Raw genomic sequence first — 21,288 nt, 5'->3', positions numbered from 1 at the left:
GCGCACTTCGGACGGAACCCACAGGGCAGGGTGGTCATTTCTTCTGTGAAGGCTGTGCTGTTTGCAGAGCCGTTACTGAAGGGAACCGGCATATGGTTGATACCGCCACCGCGCACGATATGGCTTGGGAAGAAGCCCTAGAAGAAGCCATCAACCGTTTCGAGCAGGGCGAGGTGCTGACCGAGGCCCAATTTACCGAACTGGTGGCCGATCTGGAGCGTCGCCATGCCGAGATAAAGGGCGTGCCAGAGGGCAATACGCGCCATACGGTCATGGAATCCTTGCGCGCTCGGGCGTCCAGACTGGAAGCCAGTGCCGCTGACGGCACCGGACCGACCGACCAGATCAGCCGCATTCTGGCGACCATGACCGGATCGGACGGCAAGCCCGCCACAGCCGGAACCTAGCTGTTCAACTGGCCCTTGGCCTTGTCGGCAGCAAAGACAATGTCGGGGTCGGTCTTGGCCAGGTGCAGACCGGGACGGCCCCAGACCTGTAAAATATAGCGAATGACGTTCAGGCGGGCCTGTTTCTTCTTGTCCGTCCGGATGACGGTCCACGGGGCATAGGCATAGTGGGTCTCGGCCAGCATGTGGTCGCGGGCCTTGGAATAGTCGTCCCAGTGGTCCTGCGCTTCCTTGTCCATCGGCGAGACCTTGAAGCGCTTGATGGGGTCGGAAATGCGATCGCTCAGGCGTTTGGCCTGCTCGTCACGACTAATATCCAGCCACAGCTTGATCAGGATGATGCCCGAATGGGTCAGCATGCGCTCGAAGTCGTCGACCTCGTTCATAAAGGCGTGGTGCTGCTCCGGTGTGCAAAAGCCCATAACCGGCTCGACCGTCGCACGGTTGTACCACGAGCGGTTGAAGATGACGGTTTCCCCCGCCGCAGGCAGGTGGGGCACATAGCGCTGGAAATACCACTGGGTGGTTTCGCGATCGGTCGGCTTGGGCAGGGCAACCACGCGGGTCTGGCGCGGGGCCATGTTCTCGGTCAGCCGCTTGATCGCCCCGTCCTTGCCCGCCGCATCACGACCTTCGAAAATGATGATGGTCTTGAGGCCGTTCTTGATGGCCCAGTCCTGCGATTCCACGATCTGGATCTGCAGGGCGTCATAGAGGGCATCATAGTCCTTGGACTTTTCTGCCTTGGACTTGCTGTCTGCTGCCTTGGGGCCGGAACTCATGGAGGCATCCTTCGCGGTTGAACACGGTGGGCATGAGAACTCTTGATGCGAGCAAAGGTCGCATTACCGGATTGTAACTTGGCCATGTCCCGCACGAGGCGAAACATGATCTTATGAAACAAACACGCTTTTGCGCCCGCCGTCGAGCCGTCATGGCCAGCGGACTGGCTGCCTCGGTCCTGCCGTCCGTTTCGCTGGCGGCGCAGGGCCATCAAGAACTCGCTTCAGACGAAGGTACTGAAGAAAAGCTGGAAGCCGGTTTGCAGGCGGCCTTTGCCAAGGCGGCGCCTGTGGGTCTGGCGGGGGCGGTCTGGCGCGAGGGCCGGATGCTCTGGCAAGGCCAGACCGGCAAGCGTGTGGCTGGCGAAGAAACGCCTATTGGTGCCGGTGATCTTTGGCATCTGGGGTCCAATACCAAGGCGATGACGGCGGCCCTGTGGGCGCGCTTGGTCGAGCAGGGCAGGTTGCGCTGGGACATGCCTGTGGCCGAGGCGGTGCAGGCCGCGGGGTTGGATGTGCAACTGCATGCAGGATGGCAGGATCGCACAGTCGAGGACTTTATGCGCCACCGCGCGGGTCTTCTGGATGCGCGTTATGTCAACGGGGTGTGGCTGATGGCGTCGCGTATCGATACGCGGCCTCTGCCGGTGCAACGCGCCGATTTCACCCGACGTATTTTGGAAGCCGCGCCCGAAGGCCCGCTCGGAACATACGCATATGGCAATGCCAACTATATTCTGGTCGGTGCTCTGATCGAAGGGGTGACCGGCCTGTCGTGGGAAGAAGTCATGCAGCAACAGCTGTTTGGCCCCCTTGGCATGACATCGGCCGGATTTGGTGCCCCGACGGGCGCGCAGCCGCACGGCCATATGTGGTCGGGTGATGATGTCCAGAGCATAGGGCCCGATGCCCCCGTATCCGACAATCCCAAGGTGCTGGGACCGGCAGGCACCGTGCATATGGGTCTTGCCGATTACGGACTGTTTCTGGCGGCGATGCTTCAGGCGGGCTGGTTGTCACAGGACAGCCTGACACGGCTGCAAACCCCGCTGGAAAACGAGACCTATGCGCTGGGCTGGCTGGCCCCCGGATCGCGTCCGTGGGCTGGTGGACCGGCCCTGTTACACAACGGATCCAACACGATATGGTTTGCCACGGTCGTGCTGGCACCGGTCATAAAACTGGCATTTGTGTCGGTGTCCAATGACGGGACACGCGGCGGCGAGGCCTGTTCTGTCCTGATGACGGAAATGATCGAAGCCCTGACATAGAACGCAAAATAACAGAATCATTTCAGTTGACCGCTGGCAAATACCAAGTGACAAGGTTTGTGCAGTCCGGATATCGCGCGGGGTCCAAACTCGCGTCTCGCTCCTTAGTCGAACGAGGTTGTCCAGATGGGCTGACGGGGTCCCTACGGGGAGTCTGCCTGGAAAACGCGTTCAACGGAGACGCAATATGGCGACCGGCACGGTCAAGTGGTTCAACCCGACCAAGGGTTTCGGTTTCATTCAACCTGACGATGGTGGTTCGGACGTTTTCGTTCACATCACTGCCGTCCAAAAGGCTGGTCTGACCGGTCTGGATGAGAACGTTAAGGTCGAGTACGAACTCGAAAACCAGCGCGGCAAGACCGCTGCTGTGGAGCTGAAGGTTCTCTAAGAACCTTTTGCCTCCGGACCTTTAAGGTTCCTGAAAAGCGCGAAGGCCCAACGGCTTTCGCGCTTTTTATTTTCTAGAACGCCCTTTGCTGGCGGACGTCTTCCCGCAAGGCTTCGGCGGTCAGGCCGCCGTCACGCAGCGCCGCCAGCGTCACCGAGCCGTCGCGTTTGGCAAAGCGTTTGCCATCGGCATCGGTCATCAGGCGGTGGTGGCGATAGACCGGCTCGGGCCATCCGAACAGGGTCTGGATCAGGCGCTGGATATGGGTGGCCTCGAACAGGTCCACACCGCGAATGACGTGGCTGATGCCTTGCAGGGCATCATCATGCACACAGGCCAGATGATAGGCGGCGCCGGCATCCTTGCGCGCCAGAACCACATCGCCTGCGATTTCGGGGCGGACGCGGATACGGCCCGTCTCACCGTCCGGACCGTGACCTTCCTCGAAGAATGACAGGGTGTCCCATGCCGCGCCGCCGATCGCATCGCGCGCGCGCTCCAGTGACAGTCGCCACGCAAAAGGCTTGCCGCCTTGCAGCAGTTCGGCTTCCTCGTCTGCCGGGTGCGGGCCGGGGCGGACGGCGTCGGTGATGCCGTGCGGGGCATGGCCGATCCCGTCGAGGATTTCCTTGCGGGTCCGAAAACAGCGGTAAACCAGATCGCGCTGGCGCAGGGTCTCTACTGCCGCCGCATAGTCGGCCAGATGGTCGGACTGACGTCGCACCGGCTCTTCCCAGCTTAGACCCAGCCAGCGAAGATCCTCATAGATGCCGTCCTCGAATTGCGGCCTGCATCGGGTGGGGTCGATGTCCTCGATCCGCAGGATGAACCGCCCCCCCGCCTCGCGTGCCGCATCAAAGGCGCACAGGGCCGAAAAGGCATGCCCCTTATGCAGCCGCCCTGTCGGCGAGGGCGCAAAACGGGTCACAAAGGGCAGATCAGGCAATACCATCCGTTAAGGCTAGCGGGGGTGCACAGGGCTGTCGACCGGCTCTTTGTGGATGCTCAGGGTTTGTTGCGAAGGCACGAGAACTGCGGGCGGCAGGTTATTATGGGCACCAAGTCCGGCTTCAAAGCCCATGCGGCAGGATCGTACAAATCTCTGGCGCAAATCTGCATCGGTTTGTCTCAGATTATAGGATCGGCCCGCCAGTCGCAGCGAGACCACGCTTTGGTGGTTAAGGGCATCCAGTGTGCGCGGTCCGGCCAGCATTGACAGGCGCGCTGTGCCGTCTTGGCTTTGGGCGGCGCTCAGGTTTCGTCCGGCAATGGCAAGGTGGACTGTGGCCTGCGCGTTTCGCGGCAATCCCGACAAGAAAATAACGACCTGATCGCCTTCACAACGCAGAACCATAGCGGGGTTTGAGCGTGAGCGTGACCGCGTGGCTGTATAAAGCAACTCGGGTCCGTTCAGGTTAAGAGCCGGCACAGGCGCATTCACTTGCGGACCGGCGCTTTGCTGCGCAGGCAATAGGGCGGCGACGATCAGGGCGGCGGTCGGGAACATGCAAACCTCGACATAGAACGCCATGCTTGTAGCACCGCTAAGATGAATGGCCGATATGCGACAGCCGTTGCCAAGTCGGGCAGGACGGGCAAGCATGCCTGAGAACAAAGGATCAGGGCCATGCAGGATCGTGACGCCGAACAGCGGGAGCGCAAGACGCAGGCGTTGACGCGCGCGATGGCGCAGCAGCGCGAGGCTCTGGCGCGGCAAGATCCGGTGCTGGCGCGGGCGCATGCCCAGACACCGCCGCTGGAATGGCGCTTACGGACCGGCGGCTTTGAAGGCCTGTTCCGGATGATTGTCGAACAGCAGGTCTCGGTGGCGGCTGCGGCCTCGATCTGGAAACGGGTGTGCGAGGGACTGGGAGACGTAACGCCCGAGGCGGTGCTGGCCCATGATGTCGAGGCGCTGCGGGCCTTTGGTCTGTCGGGGCAAAAGGCCCGCTATGGTCATGAAATCGCGCGTGCCCAGACGGATGGCCATATTGATTTTCGACATCTGGAACGGCTGGACGATGACGAGGCGATTATGGCCCTGACAGCCATCAAGGGTGTGGGGCGCTGGACCGCCGAGACCTTCCTGATGTTTTGCGAGGGGCGCACGGATGTGTTTCCGGCGGGCGATGTCGCCTTGCAAGAGGCACTGCGCTGGGCCGAGGGTGCCGACGAGCGCCTGAAAGAAAAGGCTTTTTACCAACGCGCCGATATATGGCGGCCCCATCGTTCGGTTGCGGCACATTTGCTCTGGGGATGGTATGGAGCTGTAAAGCGCGGTGAAGTCGCGCTGGAGGATTGATGTGACACCTATGAGCGCCACGGCCGAGCTGGCCCGCCCCGAAACGGTTCTGACCCTGCTGGATTTTGCCGGTGTGGCGGTGTTTGCCGCGACAGGGGCGCTGGCGGCGGCGCGCCAGAAGCATGACGTGGTGACCTTTGCCTTTTTCGCGGCCCTGACAGGGGTGGGCGGTGGCACGGTGCGCGACCTGCTGATCGGGGCACCGGTCTTCTGGGTGGCGGACTGGCGCTATATTGCTGTGTGTCTGGTGACGGCGCTGGCCATCTGGATCATTGGCGCGCGTACATGGCGTTTTCGCGCCCTGTTGTGGCTGGATGCCATCGGGCTGGCAGCCTATGGCGTCATGGGCGCGGCAAAAGCGGCATCCTATGGCGTGGCTCCGCTGATCTGTGTGATCATGGGTGTGCTGACGGCCTGTTTTGGCGGGATTGTGCGCGATGTTCTGGCGCACCAGCCGTCAATCCTGCTGCGACGCGAGCTGTATATTTCGGCGGCGCTTTTGTCGGCGGTGGTGTTTGTAGGGCTCAAGGCGATGGCCGTGCCGACCTGGTGGGCTGTGGCTGTGGCCGTGGTGGCTGGGCTGGCCCTGCGGGCCGGAGCCATTCTCAAGGGCTGGAACCTGCCGGCGTTTCCCAGCGCACCGCAACGCTTCTGAAGCTTGACTGTAAAAGAACCATGATTTTTCAATCATGGTGATGACAGGGAATCAGGTCTATCTTTCCTCGTCCTGACGAAGGAAGGAGACGTGTCTTCAATCCTGCTGCGTCTATAGATCACCGTATGCCGGAGCTTGCGTTATGCAGGTTCTGACAGGTGCGCCCTCGGGCTTTCCGGCCCTGGTTCTGAATGCCGATTTCAGGCCGCTTTCCTATTTCCCGCTATCGCTCTGGTCGTGGGAAGAGGTCATCAAGGCGGTGTGGCAGGAGCGCGTCGAGGTGGTCGCCACCTATGACAAGGTGGTCCGAAGCCCGTCGATGGAGATACAGCTGCCCAGTGTGGTGTGCCTGAAATCCTATGTGGATCAGGACCGCCATCCGGCCTTTACCCGTTTCAATGTCTTCCTGCGCGACGGCTTTGCCTGCCAGTATTGCGGCGGAGGCGGCACGGCGCAGGACCTGACCTTCGATCACATCCTGCCAAGGTCGCAGGGCGGGATCACGTCGTGGACCAATATCGTCACGGCCTGCAGCCCCTGTAACCTGAAAAAGGGCGGGCGCACGCCCATGCAGGCGCAGATGCCGCTGCGCCGCAAGGTGGGCCGACCCTCGTCATGGCAGTTGCAACAGGCCGGAAGACGCTTCCCGCCCCAGACCCTGCACAAGAGCTGGATCGATTACCTTTATTGGGACATCGAACTGGAGGCTTAGTGCCTATTAGCGGACCTTTCGAACGACCGCTAAGGGTGGAAAGCGGACCTTAGCATCGCACAAGGCACGCGGTGAGTGAGCGCGGGAGAGCGTCCACTAGCGGTAGCGACGGGCGTCTGCGTCCAGAAGACGGTTGCCGGCTTCAACGTCTGAGACTGCACCAGGGACTTGCTGGGCGAGATATTGGCAGCGGGCCTTCAGACGAGGATACATATTGCGCAATTGGCGACGCGCCTGCTGAGGCGTTACCCCGGTCAGATCCATGATGACGCCAACGTCAGCTCGTTCCAAATCGCGACCGCGTGCATAGGCGGAGCTTCGCCGTTCTGCGGTCCACCCGGCCTCTTGCGACCTCCGCTCGAAATCCGCTGCTAGTCGGTGCCCAAAGGTAATATCGACGGCGTAATAAGGTTCACACAACGCGAATAATGTCGATAAACGCCCGAGGTGTTCACCCTCTGTGGCGAATACGTCTACAGCCTCCTCTGGCATGGTTTCAACGTGCGCGGGGCAGGTCGGCAAGGCATCATCGGATTGCCGAAGGCCGCCGATGACAACTTGCGTGACCGGTTCAGGCCAGTGTTCAAAGTTCGCCATTCCAGGCGGAACCGTGCACACGGACGTCGCGTCGGGACCTCTCGACTGTCCGCCGACTTGGCGAACGATGAACGCTGAGTAGGCAAGCCCAGCGGGCTGGCTGTTCTCGACCTTGAGCAGAGAGCCGACGTCCCGGCGGCCGTGTAGGCTGAACCGAAGAGTCCCGGCGCTCGCCTCGTTGATAGCCGCGCTCGATCCGTCCGTTGGTGGCAGAACGTCTTGCACTTCGATGCGGTCGACCCGCACTAAGTCATAGGTGCCATCAGCATTCTGGCGCAGAGTGGCGCGCTCACCGGCCGCAACGTTCAGTGTCCCCTGAACATAACTCGAGCGTCGATCCCGGAATTGCTGTGGCGTCGCAGGATGAGCTACCGGTGCGGCCTGAAGAAGCATTGTCGACAAAAGGGCGATAAGCATTCTGGCGCTCCGGTTGTAAAGGGCACCAACTAAGTCCGCTTAAGCGGGCTTGGTCAAGTCAAGTAGCGCTGTTTTGCGTGTTAACCTTGGAATTGTCACCGCCTCTCCAAAGCAGACATGCCGAACTGGTGCAATGGGTCGATCCGAGCCTGTCACATTACGTCCAGAGCAGGACGTTCACAGTATCACTGAGTGACATTCAGTTCGTTGTGTAACTGCAAACACAAGCTGGATCGACTATCTGTACTGGGGCATCGAGCTGGAAGCGTAGCTTTTCAACGACTTTGCAATGCGGCACTGTGGGGCATGATCGATACGCCGATATTCCCTGACCAGCTTTCGCAACTGCAGACCGCCGTCGTCGACGCACCGGACATGGTGCTGGACGATGCCCAGCAGGCGGTGGTGGATGCTCTATTGGCCGGCAATGCACGTTTTCTGGCAGGGTGCCCCGAACAGCATGACTATTCCGCCGAACGGGCAGCCCTGACCGAGGGCCAGTCGCCGGTCGCCGCCATCCTGTCCTGTTCGGATTCGCGCGTACCGCCGGAACTGTTGCTGGATCAGGCACCGGGCGATCTGTTTGTCGTACGCGTGGCGGGCAATTTCGTCACCGGCGAGGGACTGGCCAGTCTGGAATACGGGGTCGAGCTTTTAAAGACGCGGCTGATCGTGGTGCTGGGCCATACAGGCTGCGGTGCCGTGGGCGCGACACTGGGCGTACTGCGCGAGCAGAACATCCTGCCGGGCCATATCCAGCACCTGATCCGCGACATGAAGCCGGGCATCGCCCGCGAAATGCTCAGCGAGGCACCGCATCTGGAAGAGCGGGCTGTGGTGGCCAATGTGCGCTATAATGTGCGCCGTCTGGTCCATTCCGAACCGATCCTGTCCGCCCGCGTGAACGCGGGCGAGCTGGCGGTTATCGGTGCAGTCTATGACCTGAACACAGGGCAGGTGGTTATCGTCTGACCCTAGTCCAGCGCCTCGGCCACCTGTTTCAGGAAGGCCTCGCGCGCGGGCGAGCGGCCCGTGGCAGTCGGCCATGCTGACAGGATGACAATGACGGTTTTGCGTTCGGGGTCGATATTGATCGACTGGCCGAAAATGCCGTTGGCGGAAAAGCGGCCATCGTCATTGGTCCACCACTGGAGGCCATAACCTTTACCGGCTTCGCCATAATCGGCCTGTTTGGTGGTGGCCTGTGCCAACCACCCTTCGGGCAGGATGGCGGTGTCGCCGATCTTGCCGCCGCCCAGTACGAACTGGCCCACACGGCCCCAGTCGCGCAGACTGGCCATGACGCAACAGCCACTGGCTTCCTGACCGACAGCGTCGATCATCCAGCCGGCATCCTGTTCCATCCCATAGGGGTGCCACAGCTTTTCTGATAGATAACCGGACAGAGTCTTGCCGGTGGCGCGGCTGACCAACACACCGACCAGATTGGTTTCGCCGGTTGAATAGTGCCAGCGCGTGCCGGGTTCGGCGGCGCGTTTCAGTTGGCGCATATAGTGCAGCGTCGGGTCCATGCCGCCGGTTTCATGCGGCTCGAAGAAGCGGGCCACATCGGCATTCGGGTCGGTATAGTCCTCGTTCCAGTCGGCACCGGATGTCATGGTCAGGAGCTGTCGTACCGTCACCCCGTCATAGGCACTGCCGGACAGTTCGGGCAGATACTGCATGATGGGGGTTTCCAGACTTTCGATGAAACCGTCCCTGATCGCTGCCCCGACTAGTGTCGAGGTCAGGGACTTGGCAACCGAAAACGACGTCCAGCGCCCTTCGGGACCAAAACCCAGACCATAGCGTTCGAGACGGACCTTTCCGTCCTGAAGCACCAGCAGTCCCGCCACCTTTTCCTCAAGGATGAAGCGATCTGCATCTATAGCCAGAGGCTCGCCTTGCGGCAGGGGATGCGCGGTGCCGCCCGCCGCAATGGCGCGGTGGGGCACGATGCGGTCCATCGCACGGAATCCGGCCTCGCGCTGGTCCTGCGACCAGAACAGCACCTCGGAGGCCCGCTCGAGCGCGGGCAGTTCCACGACGGCGGTCGGGACGGCTTGCGCCATGACTGAGGTGGCGGCGGCCAGCGTGACACTGGCGAGCGTGACACTGGCGAGCGTGACGCTGGCGAGCAGGCAGGAGACTAGACGGCGCATCAGGCAGCTTTCCATTCTTCGATATGGGGCAGGCGACGCAGGATTTTGGACTGTGGGTCCAGCAGGATATGGGCACGGGGATCGGTAGTGAAGCGGGCGGTGCCGTCCTGCATGGGCAGGGTCTGCGCCTGACCGTCGATCTCGACCTCGACAGGCATTTCAAAGGCGAGGTCTGATCCGGTCTTCCATGTCAGCGTCACCTGATCGCCGTTACGCTGCATGACCAGTTCGGGCAGGGCGGCGTGATATAGATAGGCGTCGAAGAACCAGCCCATATCCTTGCCGGTGATGCGGTTTACGATGGCCACATAGTCGGCGGTGGTGCGGTAAACCGGTTTGAAATTACCGGGGGCAGGATCTGCGCGATCATAGACCAGTTCGCGCAAGGCGCGCTTGAACGCCTCGTCGCCGATCATCAGCCGCAAGGTGTGGGCGATCAGTGCGCCCTTATAATAGAGGTCCAGCGCCGGACCTGTCTCGGCATTATAGACGGTGGCGGCATCCTGAGGCTGGCCTGACACCATGGCAAAGCGGTTGGTGACCGTCTTGCGCATGGTTTCCAGTTCCGACTGCATGGCGCGATCGCCATACAGCCAGCGGGCATAGAGCGGCTGCATATAGGTGCCAAACCCTTCGTGCAGCCACATGTCGTCCCACGACACATTGGTCATCTGGTTGCCGAACCACTCATGGGCCAGTTCGTGCTGCATCAGCCAGTCATAGCCCTTGCCGTCCAGCTTGTAGCCGTTGCCATAGGCGTTGATGGTCTGATGCTCCATGCCAAGGTGCGGCGTTTCCACCACCCCGACCTTTTCATCGGCAAACGGGTAGGGACCGACCCAGTCCTCGAAGAAGTCCAGCATCAGGGGAAGCTGATTGAACAGCCGTTGGGCCTTGTCGTCAGGCGTGGTTTCAAGCGGCCAGAAATAGAGCGGGATGTGGTTGCCGTAGCGGCTGTCATAGGTGCCCGACAGTTCCTTGAACGGGCCGACATTCAGGCTGATGGCATAGGTGTTGGGGTTGCGCGTGGACCAGTGCCATGTGGTTGATCCGTCCGCATTCGTAACCTTGCCGGTCAGCATGCCGTTGGCGGGGGCGGACAGGCCTTGCGGCACAGTGATGTGCATATCGACCCGTTCCGGCTCGCCCATCGGATGATCGATACACGGCCAGATCAGATCACAGCCCTCGCCCTGTACGGCGCTGGCGATCCACGGTTTGCCATTCGATTCGCCCCACACAAAGCCACCGTCCCACGGTGCGCGGGTGGCGGTGTGCGGGGTGCCGCTATAGTCGATGGTGATGCGGATTTTCTCTGCGGTCCCAAAGGCGTGGGGCAGGGGGATGTTCAGTCGCCCTTCGGGATTGGTCCAGTTCGTAACCGCCGTGCCGTTCAGGTGGACAGCGGCGATGTTGAAACGGGTATCCAGTTCCAGCGCGAGGACCGAAATCGCCGATAGCGGGGTAAAGTCCAGTATGGCCCGCCCAGTGATGGAGCGGCTTTCGGGACGTATATCAAAGCTGAGATCGGCAGCATCGAAGCGCACAGCCATCTGTTCGGGCGTGCGAGCGCTGCCGCTGGACAGGGTAAAGGGTGTGGTGGCCTGTTGGGCGAAAGCCGAAAGGGGTAGGCCCGTCATCAGGGCACAGGTCGCAGCGGCGATCAGCAGAGGCAGGCGCATAGCATACAGGTCCGTCCAAATCCGGTGACGGAAGCCTAGCCGAGCCTTGGAAACAGGCAAAGAAAAAGACCGGTGTTTCCACCGGCCTTTTCAAAACTTCAAAATCAGCAGTGCTGATTAGGCAGCGGCTTGTTCAGCCAGCTTGGCCTTGACCTGACGCTTGATGCGCAGGGCCGTAGCCGAAAGCTTCTCATCGCGAGCCTTCACGATGAATACATCCAGACCGCCCTTGTAGTCGAGCGTGCGCAGGGCAGCATTCGAGATACGCAGGGAGAACGACTGGCCCAGAGCGTCCGAGTTCACCTTGACCGTCTTCAGGGACGGCAGGAAACGACGCTTGGTCTTGATGTTCGAGTGGCTCACATTGTGGCCGACCATCGGGCCGATACCCGTGAGTTCGCAACGACGCGACATCTTAAGATCCTCAAGGTCACATCCGCGCAAACTTTGCGGACGCATGAAAACAGGTGGCGCACAGGCTTGTGACCTACGCGAGAGGGGGCCGTATAAAGGATGGACTCACTTCGCGTCAAGCCGAGTCTGCGATGAAGATGACTCTTCCTTGGTCAAAGAATGCTGACGATTAGGGATCGTTCGCGTTCAGGCACCGTTTATATGGTCACATATATATAGACTGACATGATGAGCCGTTTGAAGATGCACCTTATGAAAAAGCCCTCTGCCGGTATGGTTCGCCTGATGGCGGTTGCTGCCCCGTTGGTTGCGGGTGGCGCACTTTTGGCCGCTCCGGCGTCTGCGCCGCACGCCCAAGCCCAGACGCAGCCTGCCCGTAGCGAGGTTCTGCCGGGCTATTGGGAGTACACCACCAGTGTTTTTGGTGTGCGCGATACCGAGCAGAAATGCGTGCGCCCCAGCGAGATCAACCGCTTCTTTGGCGGCCTTTCGACCCGCAAATGGCAATGCACCTATCATGTGCGCGAAGCCTCGAACGGTCGTGCCCGCTTTGAAGGCGTGTGCAAGGACCACAAGGACCGTCGCGTTAATGTGCGCCTGAACGGCACCTATCAGTCCGAATCGTTCCGCTTTAATGGCGGGGCGCAGCTGGCACGCGGCACGCCCTATATTCCGGCCACCATCACGGCCCGCCGAATCTCGGCCCAGTGCCCTGCCAATGCGGAATATTTCTAGGGCAGGGACGCCCCCATAAAGAAAAGGCCCGCCGGAGCGATCCGGCGGGCCTTTTGTTACAGGGTGCTGTTGTCGATGACGAAGCGGTATTTGACGTCGGATTTCAGCATCCGCTCATAGGCTTCCTCGATCTGGTCGCCGCGGACCATCTCGATGTCCGAGACAATGCCGTTGGCGGCACAGAAATCGAGCATCTCCTGCGTTTCCTTGATGCCGCCGATCAGCGAACCGGCGATGGAGCGACGACCAAAGATCAGGTTCGAGATGCTCGGCGACGGGTGGGCGTGTTCGGGCACACCGACGAGGCACATGGTGCCGTCGACCTTCAGCAGCTTGGTGAAGTCATCCAGATTGTGGCTGGCGGCAACCGTGTTGAGGATGAAGTCGAAGCTGCGGGCATGGGCCTTCATCTGTGCGGCATCCTTGGAGATGACGACCTCATCGGCCCCAAGATCAAGCGCCGCCTGAACCTTGGATTGCGAGGTTGTAAAGGCCACGACGTGTGCGCCAAGGGCATGGGCCAGCTTGACGCCCATATGGCCAAGACCACCGATGCCGACGATACCGACCTTCTTGCCCGGACCAACATTCCAGTGGCGCAGCGGCGACCATGTGGTGATACCGGCGCAGAGCAGCGGGGCCACAGCGGCCAGTTGCTCGACAGGGTGAGAAACCTTGAGGACAAAGGCGTCCTTGACCACGATGCGCTGGGAATAGCCGCCCAGCGTATGGCCGGGGGCATCTTTCGTCTTGCTGTCATAGGTGCCGGTCATGCCGGTTTCGCAGAACTGCTCCAGATCCTGATCGCAGGAATGGCAGGCCTTGCAGCTGTCTACGATGCAGCCGACGCCGACGATGTCGCCTTCTTTAAAGCGGCTGACCGATGCTCCCACCGCCGAGACGCGGCCAACGATCTCGTGACCGGGCACGCAGGGGAAGTTCACCGCCCCCCATTCGCCACGCACCGTGTGCAGGTCTGAATGGCAGATGCCGCAATAATCGATTTCGATCTGCACATCGTGTGCGCCCACATCGCGGCGCGGGATTTCGATGGCCTCGACCGGACGGTTGGCGGCGGTGGCACCATAGGCTTTGACGGACATGGGAGGCTCATAGGTTTGTGTAGAAGAACGGCCGCGCAATCGGGGCAGCGTGGATATGGGTCTGGACGGGGCAGTGTAAAAGTATTCACAGGGCGAAAACACAGTCTCGCTCTTTTGTGACCCGCATTTTCGGGCGCGGGGCCGCGTAGGCGACCGATTTTAAGGCAGCGACAAGGCGACGCGTTGTTTTTTGCGCTTGAAAGTTGAAAAGCGTTTTGGGACGCCTTTGGGGGATAGAAGGCCGACTTTCACAAAAAACAGCTCCGCCAAGGATAATGTATGACGGAACCCCAGCATGCAGGGGCCGGTAAGGCCCAACCGCCAGCGCCCAAGCGCAATGCGTTCACCCGTTTTCTCGACACCGTAGAATGGCTGGGGAACCTGTTGCCACATCCGGTGACTTTGTTCTTCATTCTGGCGGCGGGCATGGTTCTGTTGTCGGGTCTTTTCGGCTGGCTAGGTGTGGCGGTCGAAGATCCGCGTCCTGTCGGGGCTTCGGGGCGTGCCGATGACGGGATGATCCGCGCGGTATCGCTTCTGAGTGCAGACGGTATTCGCCGTATCTTCAGCAGTCTGGTCACCAACTTTACCAGTTTTGCGCCTCTGGGCGTGGTTCTGACAGCCATGCTGGGTATCGGCGTAGCCGAGAAGTCCGGCGTCCTGTCGGCGGCTGTGCGTGGCATGGTGCTGGGGGCCTCCAAGAATGTGGTGACCGTGGTCATCGTGTTTGCCGGTGTCATGTCCAATACGGCGTCGGAACTGGGCTATGTGGTCCTGATCCCGATGGCCGGTGCGGTTTACTACTCGCTGGGGCGTCACCCGCTGGCCGGTATGGCGGCGGCGTTTGCCGGTGTTTCGGGCGGCTATTCGGCCAATCTGCTGATCGGTACGATCGACCCGCTGCTGGCCGGTATTACCGAAGAAGCGGCGCGTCTGATTGACCCGACCTATGCGGTGACGGCGACGGCCAACTGGTATTTTGCGGCAGCATCGACCTTCCTTGTCACCGCAGTCGGCTGGGCCGTCAGCACCTATATCGTCGAGCCGAAACTGGGGGCTTATAATCCTGACGATGCCGACCCGACGGCGCTGGACGGGGCGGCAGCCTCGCCACTGACGAGCATCGAGAAGAAGGGCCTGAAGGTTACAGGTCTGGTCTTGCTGGGTGTGCTGGCGGTTATGCTGCTGAGCGTGGTGCCGTCATGGGGCATTCTGCGCGATCCTGTGACCGGCGACGCCATGCGTTCGCCCTTCTTCAGCGGGTTTGCGGTGTGGATTCTGCTGTTTTTCCTCGCCATGGGCTGGGCCTATGGCAAGGTGGTCGGCACCATCAAGAACGACCGCGATGTCATTGACGGCATGGCCAAGTCCCTCGGCTCGCTGGGGCTTTATCTGGTCATCATCTTTTTCGCGGCCCAGTTTGTAGCCTTCTTCAACTGGTCCAATCTGGGCTCGATCACAGCCGTTAAGGGTGCCCAGACGCTCGAAGCCCTTGGCCTGACAGGGCCGGTGATCTTTATCGGCTTCATCCTGATCTGCTGCTTTGTGAACCTGATGATCGGTTCGGCCTCGGCACAGTGGGCGATGACGGCACCAATATTTGTGCCGATGCTGATGCTGCTGGGTTATTCGCCCGAGCTGATTCAGGCGGCCTACCGTATCGGGGATTCCACGACCAACATCATCACCCCGATGATGAGCTATTTCGGTCTGATCCTCGCCTGGGCCGTGCGCTACGACAAAAAGGTCGGCATCGGCACCATGATCGCGATGATGCTGCCCTATTCGATCTTCTTCACCATCGTCTGGACGATCTTCTTCTTCGTTTGGGTGTTTGCGCTGGGTATGCCGGTCGGACCGGGCGCGCCGACCTTTTATAGCCTTGGCTAACAGCCATCCGCTGTGAACAAGAAACCCCGCCTTCCTTACGGAGGGCGGGGTTTTTGTTACGCGGTACAGGGTACAAAACAGCCTCTGGGAGTAGGCTGCTTTACGCGACTAAAAGCGGATGCCCCTGTAAAACGTGTCAGGCGGCATCCAGTTGCACATAACGCCCGCCCATAAAGGCCAGCGGTGTGGTGCTGGATGGCCGCTGGACCGATTGCACATCGCCGATAACGATGCGGTGGCTGCCGTGATCGAGGGTATTGGCCTGTTTCAGGTGGATGACCGCCAAGGCATCGCGCAGGGCAGGAGGCTGGTCATCGGTGGCAATATCCCATGCACCGATATCGAATTTTTCGTCGCCCTTGCGACCGCCGCCACAGGCGCGCGAGACAGCCTCATGGTCCTGACCCAGAACATTCAGCACCACATCGCATCCGGCGTCGATGGCATTGAAAATGGCGTTGTTGCGGTTGATGCAGACCAGCATGGAGGGCGGGTCCATACTGACTTCGCTGATGGCGGTCGCGGCCATGGCATAGGCGCGGCCTTCATGGCGGGCGGTGACCACGACGACCGAGCGCACAAGATTGCGCAGGGCATCCTTCAGATCGTCGGCAATGATAGCCGTATTGGCATGGGCCATGGTTCTGTTCCTCCCAGACACGCCGGACCGGCGCGGTGCGGGCCTGATCTGTTCCCGATCCTGCGCCCGTAACAATGATGGATCAGGAACAGATATTGTCAAGTAGCTTTACTAAATAGCTTAGGCAGCCACGGCCTCGACAGGGGGCAGGACCAGCATGACGCTTTGCGCGACACATAGCGGTTTGTCCTGACCTTCGGCCTCGATCACACAGTCGGTGGTCAGCTGCCAGCCACCGGCGCGTGCCTCGACCGACACCACGCTTTGCGTCAGGCGCACGCGCGATCCGCTGGGCGCAGGCGAGACGAAGCGGACGCGATTAACGCCCACATTCAACATCTTGCCTGACCCTTCAAAGCGGATCACGTCGTCCATCAGGCGCGGCAGCAGTGACAGGGTCAGGAAGCCGTGAGCGATAGTTGATCCCATCTCCGCACGGGCGCGTTCCTCGTCGATATGGATCCACTGGTGATCGTCGGTCGCATCGGCAAACAGATTGATGCGACCCTGATCCAGCTCGATCCAGTGCGATGACCCCAGCGCACGCCCTGCCAGTGACGGCATGTCGTCAAAGGCAATAACGAGCGGAGCGGCGGCCAATTACGCCTGCTCCCGCGCGACCTTGTTGGGACCGGCAAAGCCGAACATCCAGGCCGCGATTTTGCGCATCTGTATCTCTTCGGCACCCTCGGTGATGCGATAGCGGCGGTGGTGGCGATAGATGTGCTCGAACGGTTTGTGGCGCGAATAGCCCATGCCGCCGTGAACCTGCATGGCGGTGTCAGCCGCTTCGCAGACCAGACGGTTGGCCCAGTAGTTACACATGGACACGCGGTCCGACAGCAGCTTGGCCACGTCCGGCTTGGACATGCGGTCCATCTGCCATGCCGTCTTGCGGATCAGAAGGCGCAGCATCTCGATCTGGGTGGCCAGTTCGACCAGCGGGAACTGGATGGCCTGATTGACCGCCAGGGGCTTGCCGAACGGCTTGCGCTCGCGGGCATATTTTGCGGCTTCCTTGACGCAATAATCAGCCGCGCCCAGCGACGACGCCGCCTGACGGATGCGGTTTTCGTGCACGAAATGCTGGGCCAGTTCCAGACCGGCATCGGCAGGACCGAAGACATTGCAGTCCGGCACCCAAACATTGGTGAAGCTGACGCGCGGGTGGTCGGTCGGCATGTTGAAGGTCCAGAGATATTCCTCGACCTTCACGCCCTCGGCCTCGGCGGGCACGATGAAGCAGGTAATGCCCTTGGCATCACCGGCCTTGCCCTGTGTGCGACCAAAAACCATGACGTGGGTGGCCACGTGCATGCCGGTGGTCCACATCTTCTCGCCATTGATCAGCCAGCCGGAGACGCCGTCACGGGTCTCGCGCAAACCGACCGTTTCCATGTGGGTGGCGTCCGAGCCGTGTTCGGGTTCGGTCAGGCCAAAACAGATCGAGCGGCTGCCATCCAGCATACCGCCGATGAACTCGTCCTTTTGTTCCTGCGAGCCGAAGTCGCGGAACATCAGCACCTGCGGATAGTTGGCGACGATCGAGTGCTCGTTCTGCAGGTCGTTGTGCAGGCCCAGACCCTTGGCGGCGAAATGCTCGCGGATCACGGCCATGGCCAGATTGGAGCCATCCTTGCCGCCAAACTCCTTGGGCAGGGCAAAGCGCAGGTGACCGGCCTTGTCGGCGCGCGCCTTGGCGACGCCCAGCAGCTCTTCCCATTCATGGCGGGGCAGGCCGCCATTATCGTAGTCGGTACGCGCCCATTCACGGCGGTGGTCAAAGAAGCGCTCGTTATCGTCCTGCGCTTGCAGCGGCACGATCTCGGCCTCGATGAAGGCATCCAGTTCGGCCAGATAGTCGGTGATTTCTGCGGGCAGATCGAAATCCATGTGCGCTCCTCCTCTTGTTGGTCACAGCCTAGGCCGAGAGGAAAATAACGTAAAGCAATTTGACAAACTCTGCGGGCGGGTATGGAGTGAAGAACAAGAAAACGAACATGAAAGGGAGGGGGATATGTCCAGTCAGATCACCCAATCGGGCCTCAAAGGGGTCCACCACAGTGCGTTCCGTTGCCGCGATGCCGAGCAGACGCGCTGGTTCTACGAAGATGTTCTGGGCCTGAAGGCGTCCGCCGGTATCGTGCTGGACGAGGTGCCGGGACTGGGCGATCCGGTGCCGTACATGCATATCTTCTTCGAGCTGGAAGACGGCAATTTCGTTGCCTTCTTCGATGCGCCCTCGACCGCCGATCCGGACTGGTTCGCGCGCAAGGACAGCTTCGATATGCACATCGCTATCGAGGCGCGCGACGAAGCCCACATGCTGGAAATGCAACAGCGTATCCGCTCGCACGGCGTCAGCGCGCTGGGGCCTGTCGAGCACCATTTCGTGCGCTCGGTCTATATGTACGACCCCAACGGTATTCAGGTCGAAATCACCTGCCGCACTGCTGACCACGACAAGATTCTGGGCGAGGAGGGGGCGGCCCTGCCTGAACTGCTCAAGACGTGGACCGCACAAACCCGTGCGGAAAAAGAAGCCAAATTTGGCGCGGCCGCCATCGACAAGCGCGGCAAGCCTCAATCAGAACTGGCCGGATAACCCAGCGTGACCAAAGTAAAATATACCCGCACCCCGTATCTGGTCATCTTCAAGGAAGAGGCCCAGTTCAAGGATACCTATGGCGGCGCCGAGGGCATTGTCGCCATCGAGGCCCACCATCTGAAGCCGGAAACAGAATCCGATACGGTGGTGGTGTTCATGCACCCGATCGGCGGCGGTTCGTGGCTGCCCTTCGTGTCGGCGCTGGCCAAACAGGGCCTGCACGTCATCTATGCCAACAGCCGTTTCCGTGGCATCGACAATGCTCTGGTGATGGAAAAGGTGGCGCTGGATTTGGGCGCCGCCATTCGTGATGCCAAGGAGCGCCTCGGCTACAAGAAGGTGATCCTCGGCGGCTGGTCCGGCGGTGGTGCCCTGTCGCTGTTCTATCAGGCAGAAGCCGAGAACCCGACCGTGACCCACACCCCTGCGGGTGACCCGATTGACCTGACCAAGGCCAACCTGATTCCGGCAGACGGTGTGGCGCTGCTGGCGGCGCACCTGTCGCGCAACCTGACCCTGACCGAGTGGATTGACCCGTCGATCACCGACGAGACCAAGCCCTATGATCGCAATCCGGAACTGAACATCTATGATCCGGCCAACCCGAACCAGCCGCCCTATAGCGCCGAATATATCGAGCGTTACCGTGCCGCCCAGATCGCCCGTAACCGCCGCATCACCGCATGGGTCAAGGACGAACTGGCCAAGCTGAAGGCACAGGGCAAGCACAACCACGAGCGCGGCTTTGTGGTTCAGGGCACGATGGCCGATCCGCGCTTCATCGATGCCACGCTGGAGCCGAGCGACCGCAAGCCCAACCACTGTATGTTGGGCGTGCCAGAGGTCGTGAATGACGGCCCTGTCGGTCTGGCCCGCTTCTCGACCTTACGTTCATGGCTGTCGCAATGGTCGTATGATGACAGTCAGGCCGACGGCCTGCGCTGTGCGCCGCGTGTGACCGTGCCGATGATCGTCATTGAAAACAGCGCCGACGACGCCTGCACGCCCAGCCACGCCGCACGCCTGATGGCCGCAGCAACCAATGCCAAGTCGATGGAACACGCCATCATCAAGGACGCCAACCACTACTATACCGGACAACAGGACAAGTCGGTCGAGGCCGCCATCCTGTTCAAGGACTGGATGCACAAAACCTTCGGCTAGTTCCCCTCGTCGACGGCAATGTGCAAAGGGCCGGTGCGGATATCCGCACCGGCCCTTTTTTATGGTCTGGAGCTTTGGAGGTTAGGCCAAGGTCAGGGTGTTGTAGCGCTCGACCGGCCCGGGGAATTCGGAGCCATTATCCTCGCCGATCTCCTTGTCGATCAGCGCATTGACCATGGCGTTCAGACGCTCGATCTCGGCACGGTATTGGTTCGGACGGTTGGCCAGATTGACCAGCTCGTCCGGATCATTGAGCGTGTCGTAAAGCTCGAGGTCGTTATGGGCGACCAACTGCTCCCACTTGCGCGGCATATGGTGCTCGGACGGGGCAAAATAGCGCACGAACTTCCAGCGGCCGTCAAACACGCCACGGTGGGCGCGGCGCTTGGACAGGTCCCAGACGGGCGCTTCCGTATAGCTGGTGTTCAGACGGTCCCACGACAGGATCACACCATAGTTGAACAGGTGGCCGAGGCGGTCGCGCTCCCCCCTGAAGGCCGGATCGAATGCGGCCTTGGAGACATCATGTCCGACCAGTTGCGGGAACTGGCTGCGGCTCCAGCTTTCCGGCTTTCCGGCCAGACCCAGCAGGGTCGGGGCCACATCGACCGCTCCCATCAGCGTGGTGCTGGTGACACCGCGCGCCCCTTGCGGGTGGGCGATGAACATCGGCACGTTGGTTTCTTCCTTATAGGCGGTGCCGCCCTTCTGGCGCATGCCGTGGGCACCGGCCCGCTCGCCATGGTCGGAGGTATAGACGATGATGGTGTTGTCCAGTTGGCCGGAATTCTCCAGCGCCCACAACAGGGTCAGGATGTTCTGGTCCACATCACGCAGGCAGTTGCAGTAATAGTTGTAGAACCGCTTCCATGCCGTTTCATTCTCGCGCGGCATGGCCCCGTAGGTCTTTACATCCAGCGCCGAGATGCCGCGATGGGCTTCGGGCTTGGTGGACAGGTCGTCCAGATAGAAGCTGCGCGGCAAGGGCATGCCTAGATCGGTCTGGTACAGCGGATCGCCCGGCTCGGCGCGCATCAGGCCTGCCAGATTGCGCACATCGCGCGTTTCCGACTGCTCGCCCGTCGCGTCATAGAACATGATGTCGTGCGGGTTCACCAGATTGACGCACAGGAACCACGGCTTGTCCTCGCGGCGTTGCGGCTTGGCAAACTCGCTGATGAGCATGGCGGCGTCGCCGGTGACGTGGCGGTCGGTGCGGTATCCGGCCCAGGTCAGGCCGATTTCCTCGCCGTTGAAATTGTAATCCGAGAAGCCGAACGGCTCCATGGCGTCGGTCGTGTCATTATAGAAGCGCTGGAAGCTCTGGTCGCTGGTCGCCAGCTTGGCCAGATGCCA

23 protein-coding genes are annotated in these 21,288 nt (G+C 60.8%); 11 read left to right on the top strand and 12 right to left on the bottom strand.

What is annotated here, in order from left to right; translation table 11 throughout:
* Positions 1 to 92 precede the first annotated feature (92 nt).
* Positions 93 to 407 carry a hypothetical protein gene (locus tag RSB01_RS07910; RefSeq protein ID WP_332590007.1) on the top strand — a complete coding sequence of 105 codons (315 nt, stop codon included), beginning with the start codon at positions 93 to 95 and terminating at the stop codon, positions 405 to 407.
* Here the strand turns inward: RSB01_RS07910 and ppk2 are convergent.
* Positions 404 to 1,189, bottom strand: a complete 786-nt coding sequence (gene ppk2, locus RSB01_RS07905) for a polyphosphate kinase 2 (RefSeq protein ID WP_332625269.1) — start codon at positions 1,187 to 1,189, stop codon at positions 404 to 406. The two genes, RSB01_RS07910 and ppk2, sit on opposite strands and share 4 nt — an antisense overlap.
* Before the next feature lie 113 nt (positions 1,190 to 1,302).
* Between ppk2 and RSB01_RS07900 the strand changes: the two genes are divergently transcribed.
* Both RSB01_RS07900 and RSB01_RS07895 read left to right on the top strand, forming a co-directional pair.
* On the top strand, positions 1,303 to 2,460 hold the full coding sequence (locus tag RSB01_RS07900) for a serine hydrolase domain-containing protein (RefSeq protein ID WP_332590005.1): 1,158 nt from the start codon (positions 1,303 to 1,305) through the stop codon (positions 2,458 to 2,460).
* Positions 2,461 to 2,647: 187 nt separating this feature from the next.
* Positions 2,648 to 2,851 carry a cold-shock protein gene (locus RSB01_RS07895; RefSeq protein WP_332590004.1) on the top strand — a complete coding sequence of 68 codons (204 nt, stop codon included), beginning with the start codon at positions 2,648 to 2,650 and terminating at the stop codon, positions 2,849 to 2,851.
* A 73-nt stretch (positions 2,852 to 2,924) separates the two neighbouring features.
* Here RSB01_RS07895 and gluQRS read toward each other — a convergent pair whose 3' ends face one another.
* A complete protein-coding gene (gluQRS, locus tag RSB01_RS07890) occupies positions 2,925 to 3,788 on the bottom strand; it encodes a tRNA glutamyl-Q(34) synthetase GluQRS (RefSeq protein WP_332590018.1) in 864 nt (287 codons plus the stop codon).
* A 24-nt stretch (positions 3,789 to 3,812) separates the two neighbouring features.
* Positions 3,813 to 4,382: a hypothetical protein gene (locus RSB01_RS07885; protein WP_332590003.1), complete on the bottom strand. Its 570-nt coding sequence runs from the start codon at positions 4,380 to 4,382 to the stop codon at positions 3,813 to 3,815.
* A 96-nt stretch (positions 4,383 to 4,478) separates the two neighbouring features.
* On the opposite strand from RSB01_RS07885, the gene RSB01_RS07880 reads away from it, so the two are divergent.
* The 3 genes from RSB01_RS07880 to RSB01_RS07870 all read left to right on the top strand — a co-directional run bounded on the left by RSB01_RS07880 (position 4,479) and on the right by RSB01_RS07870 (position 6,520).
* A complete protein-coding gene (locus RSB01_RS07880; protein WP_332590002.1) occupies positions 4,479 to 5,153 on the top strand; it encodes a DNA-3-methyladenine glycosylase in 675 nt (224 codons plus the stop codon).
* Positions 5,154 to 5,163: 10 nt separating this feature from the next.
* The gene (locus RSB01_RS07875; RefSeq protein ID WP_332590001.1) at positions 5,164 to 5,808 is read left to right on the top strand and encodes a trimeric intracellular cation channel family protein; all 645 of its coding nucleotides are present in this window, start codon (positions 5,164 to 5,166) and stop codon (positions 5,806 to 5,808) included.
* 142 nt (positions 5,809 to 5,950) lie between these two features.
* Positions 5,951 to 6,520, top strand: coding sequence for an HNH endonuclease (locus RSB01_RS07870; protein ID WP_332590000.1), 570 nt, complete (start codon positions 5,951 to 5,953; stop codon positions 6,518 to 6,520).
* A 96-nt stretch (positions 6,521 to 6,616) separates the two neighbouring features.
* On the opposite strand, the gene RSB01_RS07865 is transcribed toward RSB01_RS07870, so the two are convergent.
* Positions 6,617 to 7,534: a hypothetical protein gene (locus RSB01_RS07865; protein WP_332589999.1), complete on the bottom strand. Its 918-nt coding sequence runs from the start codon at positions 7,532 to 7,534 to the stop codon at positions 6,617 to 6,619.
* Between the two features lie 306 nt (positions 7,535 to 7,840).
* On the opposite strand from RSB01_RS07865, the gene RSB01_RS07860 reads away from it, so the two are divergent.
* Entirely contained in the window at positions 7,841 to 8,506 is a 666-nt protein-coding gene (locus RSB01_RS07860) for a carbonic anhydrase (RefSeq protein ID WP_332589998.1), read from the top strand.
* A 2-nt stretch (positions 8,507 to 8,508) separates the two neighbouring features.
* Here the strand turns inward: RSB01_RS07860 and RSB01_RS07855 are convergent, their stop codons facing one another.
* From RSB01_RS07855 to rpmB, 3 genes are all read right to left on the bottom strand, one after another.
* On the bottom strand, positions 8,509 to 9,696 hold the full coding sequence (locus tag RSB01_RS07855; RefSeq protein ID WP_332589997.1) for a serine hydrolase: 1,188 nt from the start codon (positions 9,694 to 9,696) through the stop codon (positions 8,509 to 8,511).
* Complete coding sequence (locus RSB01_RS07850) at positions 9,696 to 11,378, bottom strand: M1 family metallopeptidase (RefSeq protein ID WP_332589996.1); 1,683 nt, start codon at positions 11,376 to 11,378, stop codon at positions 9,696 to 9,698. The genes RSB01_RS07855 and RSB01_RS07850 overlap by 1 nt, the downstream gene beginning before the upstream one ends.
* A gap of 117 nt (positions 11,379 to 11,495) precedes the next feature.
* Positions 11,496 to 11,792, bottom strand: a complete 297-nt coding sequence (gene rpmB, locus RSB01_RS07845; protein WP_332620170.1) for a 50S ribosomal protein L28 — start codon at positions 11,790 to 11,792, stop codon at positions 11,496 to 11,498.
* A gap of 252 nt (positions 11,793 to 12,044) precedes the next feature.
* Here rpmB and RSB01_RS07840 point away from each other — a divergent pair, with 252 nt between their 5' ends.
* On the top strand, positions 12,045 to 12,527 hold the full coding sequence (locus RSB01_RS07840) for a DUF3617 family protein (RefSeq protein ID WP_332589994.1): 483 nt from the start codon (positions 12,045 to 12,047) through the stop codon (positions 12,525 to 12,527).
* Positions 12,528 to 12,583: 56 nt separating this feature from the next.
* Here RSB01_RS07840 and RSB01_RS07835 read toward each other — a convergent pair whose 3' ends face one another.
* Positions 12,584 to 13,630: an NAD(P)-dependent alcohol dehydrogenase gene (locus tag RSB01_RS07835; RefSeq protein WP_332620169.1), complete on the bottom strand. Its 1,047-nt coding sequence runs from the start codon at positions 13,628 to 13,630 to the stop codon at positions 12,584 to 12,586.
* A gap of 279 nt (positions 13,631 to 13,909) precedes the next feature.
* Between RSB01_RS07835 and RSB01_RS07830 the strand changes: the two genes are divergently transcribed.
* Positions 13,910 to 15,520, top strand: coding sequence for an AbgT family transporter (locus RSB01_RS07830; RefSeq protein ID WP_332590746.1), 1,611 nt, complete (start codon positions 13,910 to 13,912; stop codon positions 15,518 to 15,520).
* 136 nt (positions 15,521 to 15,656) lie between these two features.
* Here RSB01_RS07830 and RSB01_RS07825 read toward each other — a convergent pair whose 3' ends face one another.
* From RSB01_RS07825 to RSB01_RS07815, 3 genes are all read right to left on the bottom strand, one after another.
* The gene (locus tag RSB01_RS07825; RefSeq protein ID WP_332590745.1) at positions 15,657 to 16,160 is read right to left on the bottom strand and encodes a flavin reductase family protein; all 504 of its coding nucleotides are present in this window, start codon (positions 16,158 to 16,160) and stop codon (positions 15,657 to 15,659) included.
* A gap of 120 nt (positions 16,161 to 16,280) precedes the next feature.
* Positions 16,281 to 16,760: a MaoC family dehydratase gene (locus RSB01_RS07820; protein ID WP_332590744.1), complete on the bottom strand. Its 480-nt coding sequence runs from the start codon at positions 16,758 to 16,760 to the stop codon at positions 16,281 to 16,283.
* Positions 16,761 to 18,053 carry an acyl-CoA dehydrogenase family protein gene (locus tag RSB01_RS07815; protein WP_332590743.1) on the bottom strand — a complete coding sequence of 431 codons (1,293 nt, stop codon included), beginning with the start codon at positions 18,051 to 18,053 and terminating at the stop codon, positions 16,761 to 16,763. It lies immediately after the preceding gene.
* Between the two features lie 124 nt (positions 18,054 to 18,177).
* Here RSB01_RS07815 and RSB01_RS07810 point away from each other — a divergent pair, with 124 nt between their 5' ends.
* Both RSB01_RS07810 and RSB01_RS07805 read left to right on the top strand, forming a co-directional pair.
* Positions 18,178 to 18,765: a VOC family protein gene (locus tag RSB01_RS07810; protein ID WP_332590742.1), complete on the top strand. Its 588-nt coding sequence runs from the start codon at positions 18,178 to 18,180 to the stop codon at positions 18,763 to 18,765.
* Between the two features lie 6 nt (positions 18,766 to 18,771).
* Positions 18,772 to 19,932, top strand: a complete 1,161-nt coding sequence (locus RSB01_RS07805) for an alpha/beta fold hydrolase (RefSeq protein ID WP_332590741.1) — start codon at positions 18,772 to 18,774, stop codon at positions 19,930 to 19,932.
* A gap of 81 nt (positions 19,933 to 20,013) precedes the next feature.
* Here RSB01_RS07805 and RSB01_RS07800 read toward each other — a convergent pair.
* A partial coding sequence (locus RSB01_RS07800; RefSeq protein ID WP_332625266.1) for a sulfatase-like hydrolase/transferase occupies positions 20,014 to 21,288 on the bottom strand: 1,275 nt, incomplete at its 5' end.

Origin of the sequence: Brevundimonas sp. (genome assembly GCF_036659295.1) — a bacterium.
Taxonomy (GTDB): domain Bacteria; phylum Pseudomonadota; class Alphaproteobacteria; order Caulobacterales; family Caulobacteraceae; genus Brevundimonas.
The sequence above is the reverse complement of the archived record's forward strand: the minus strand, read 5'-3'. Positions and strand labels throughout refer to the sequence as shown.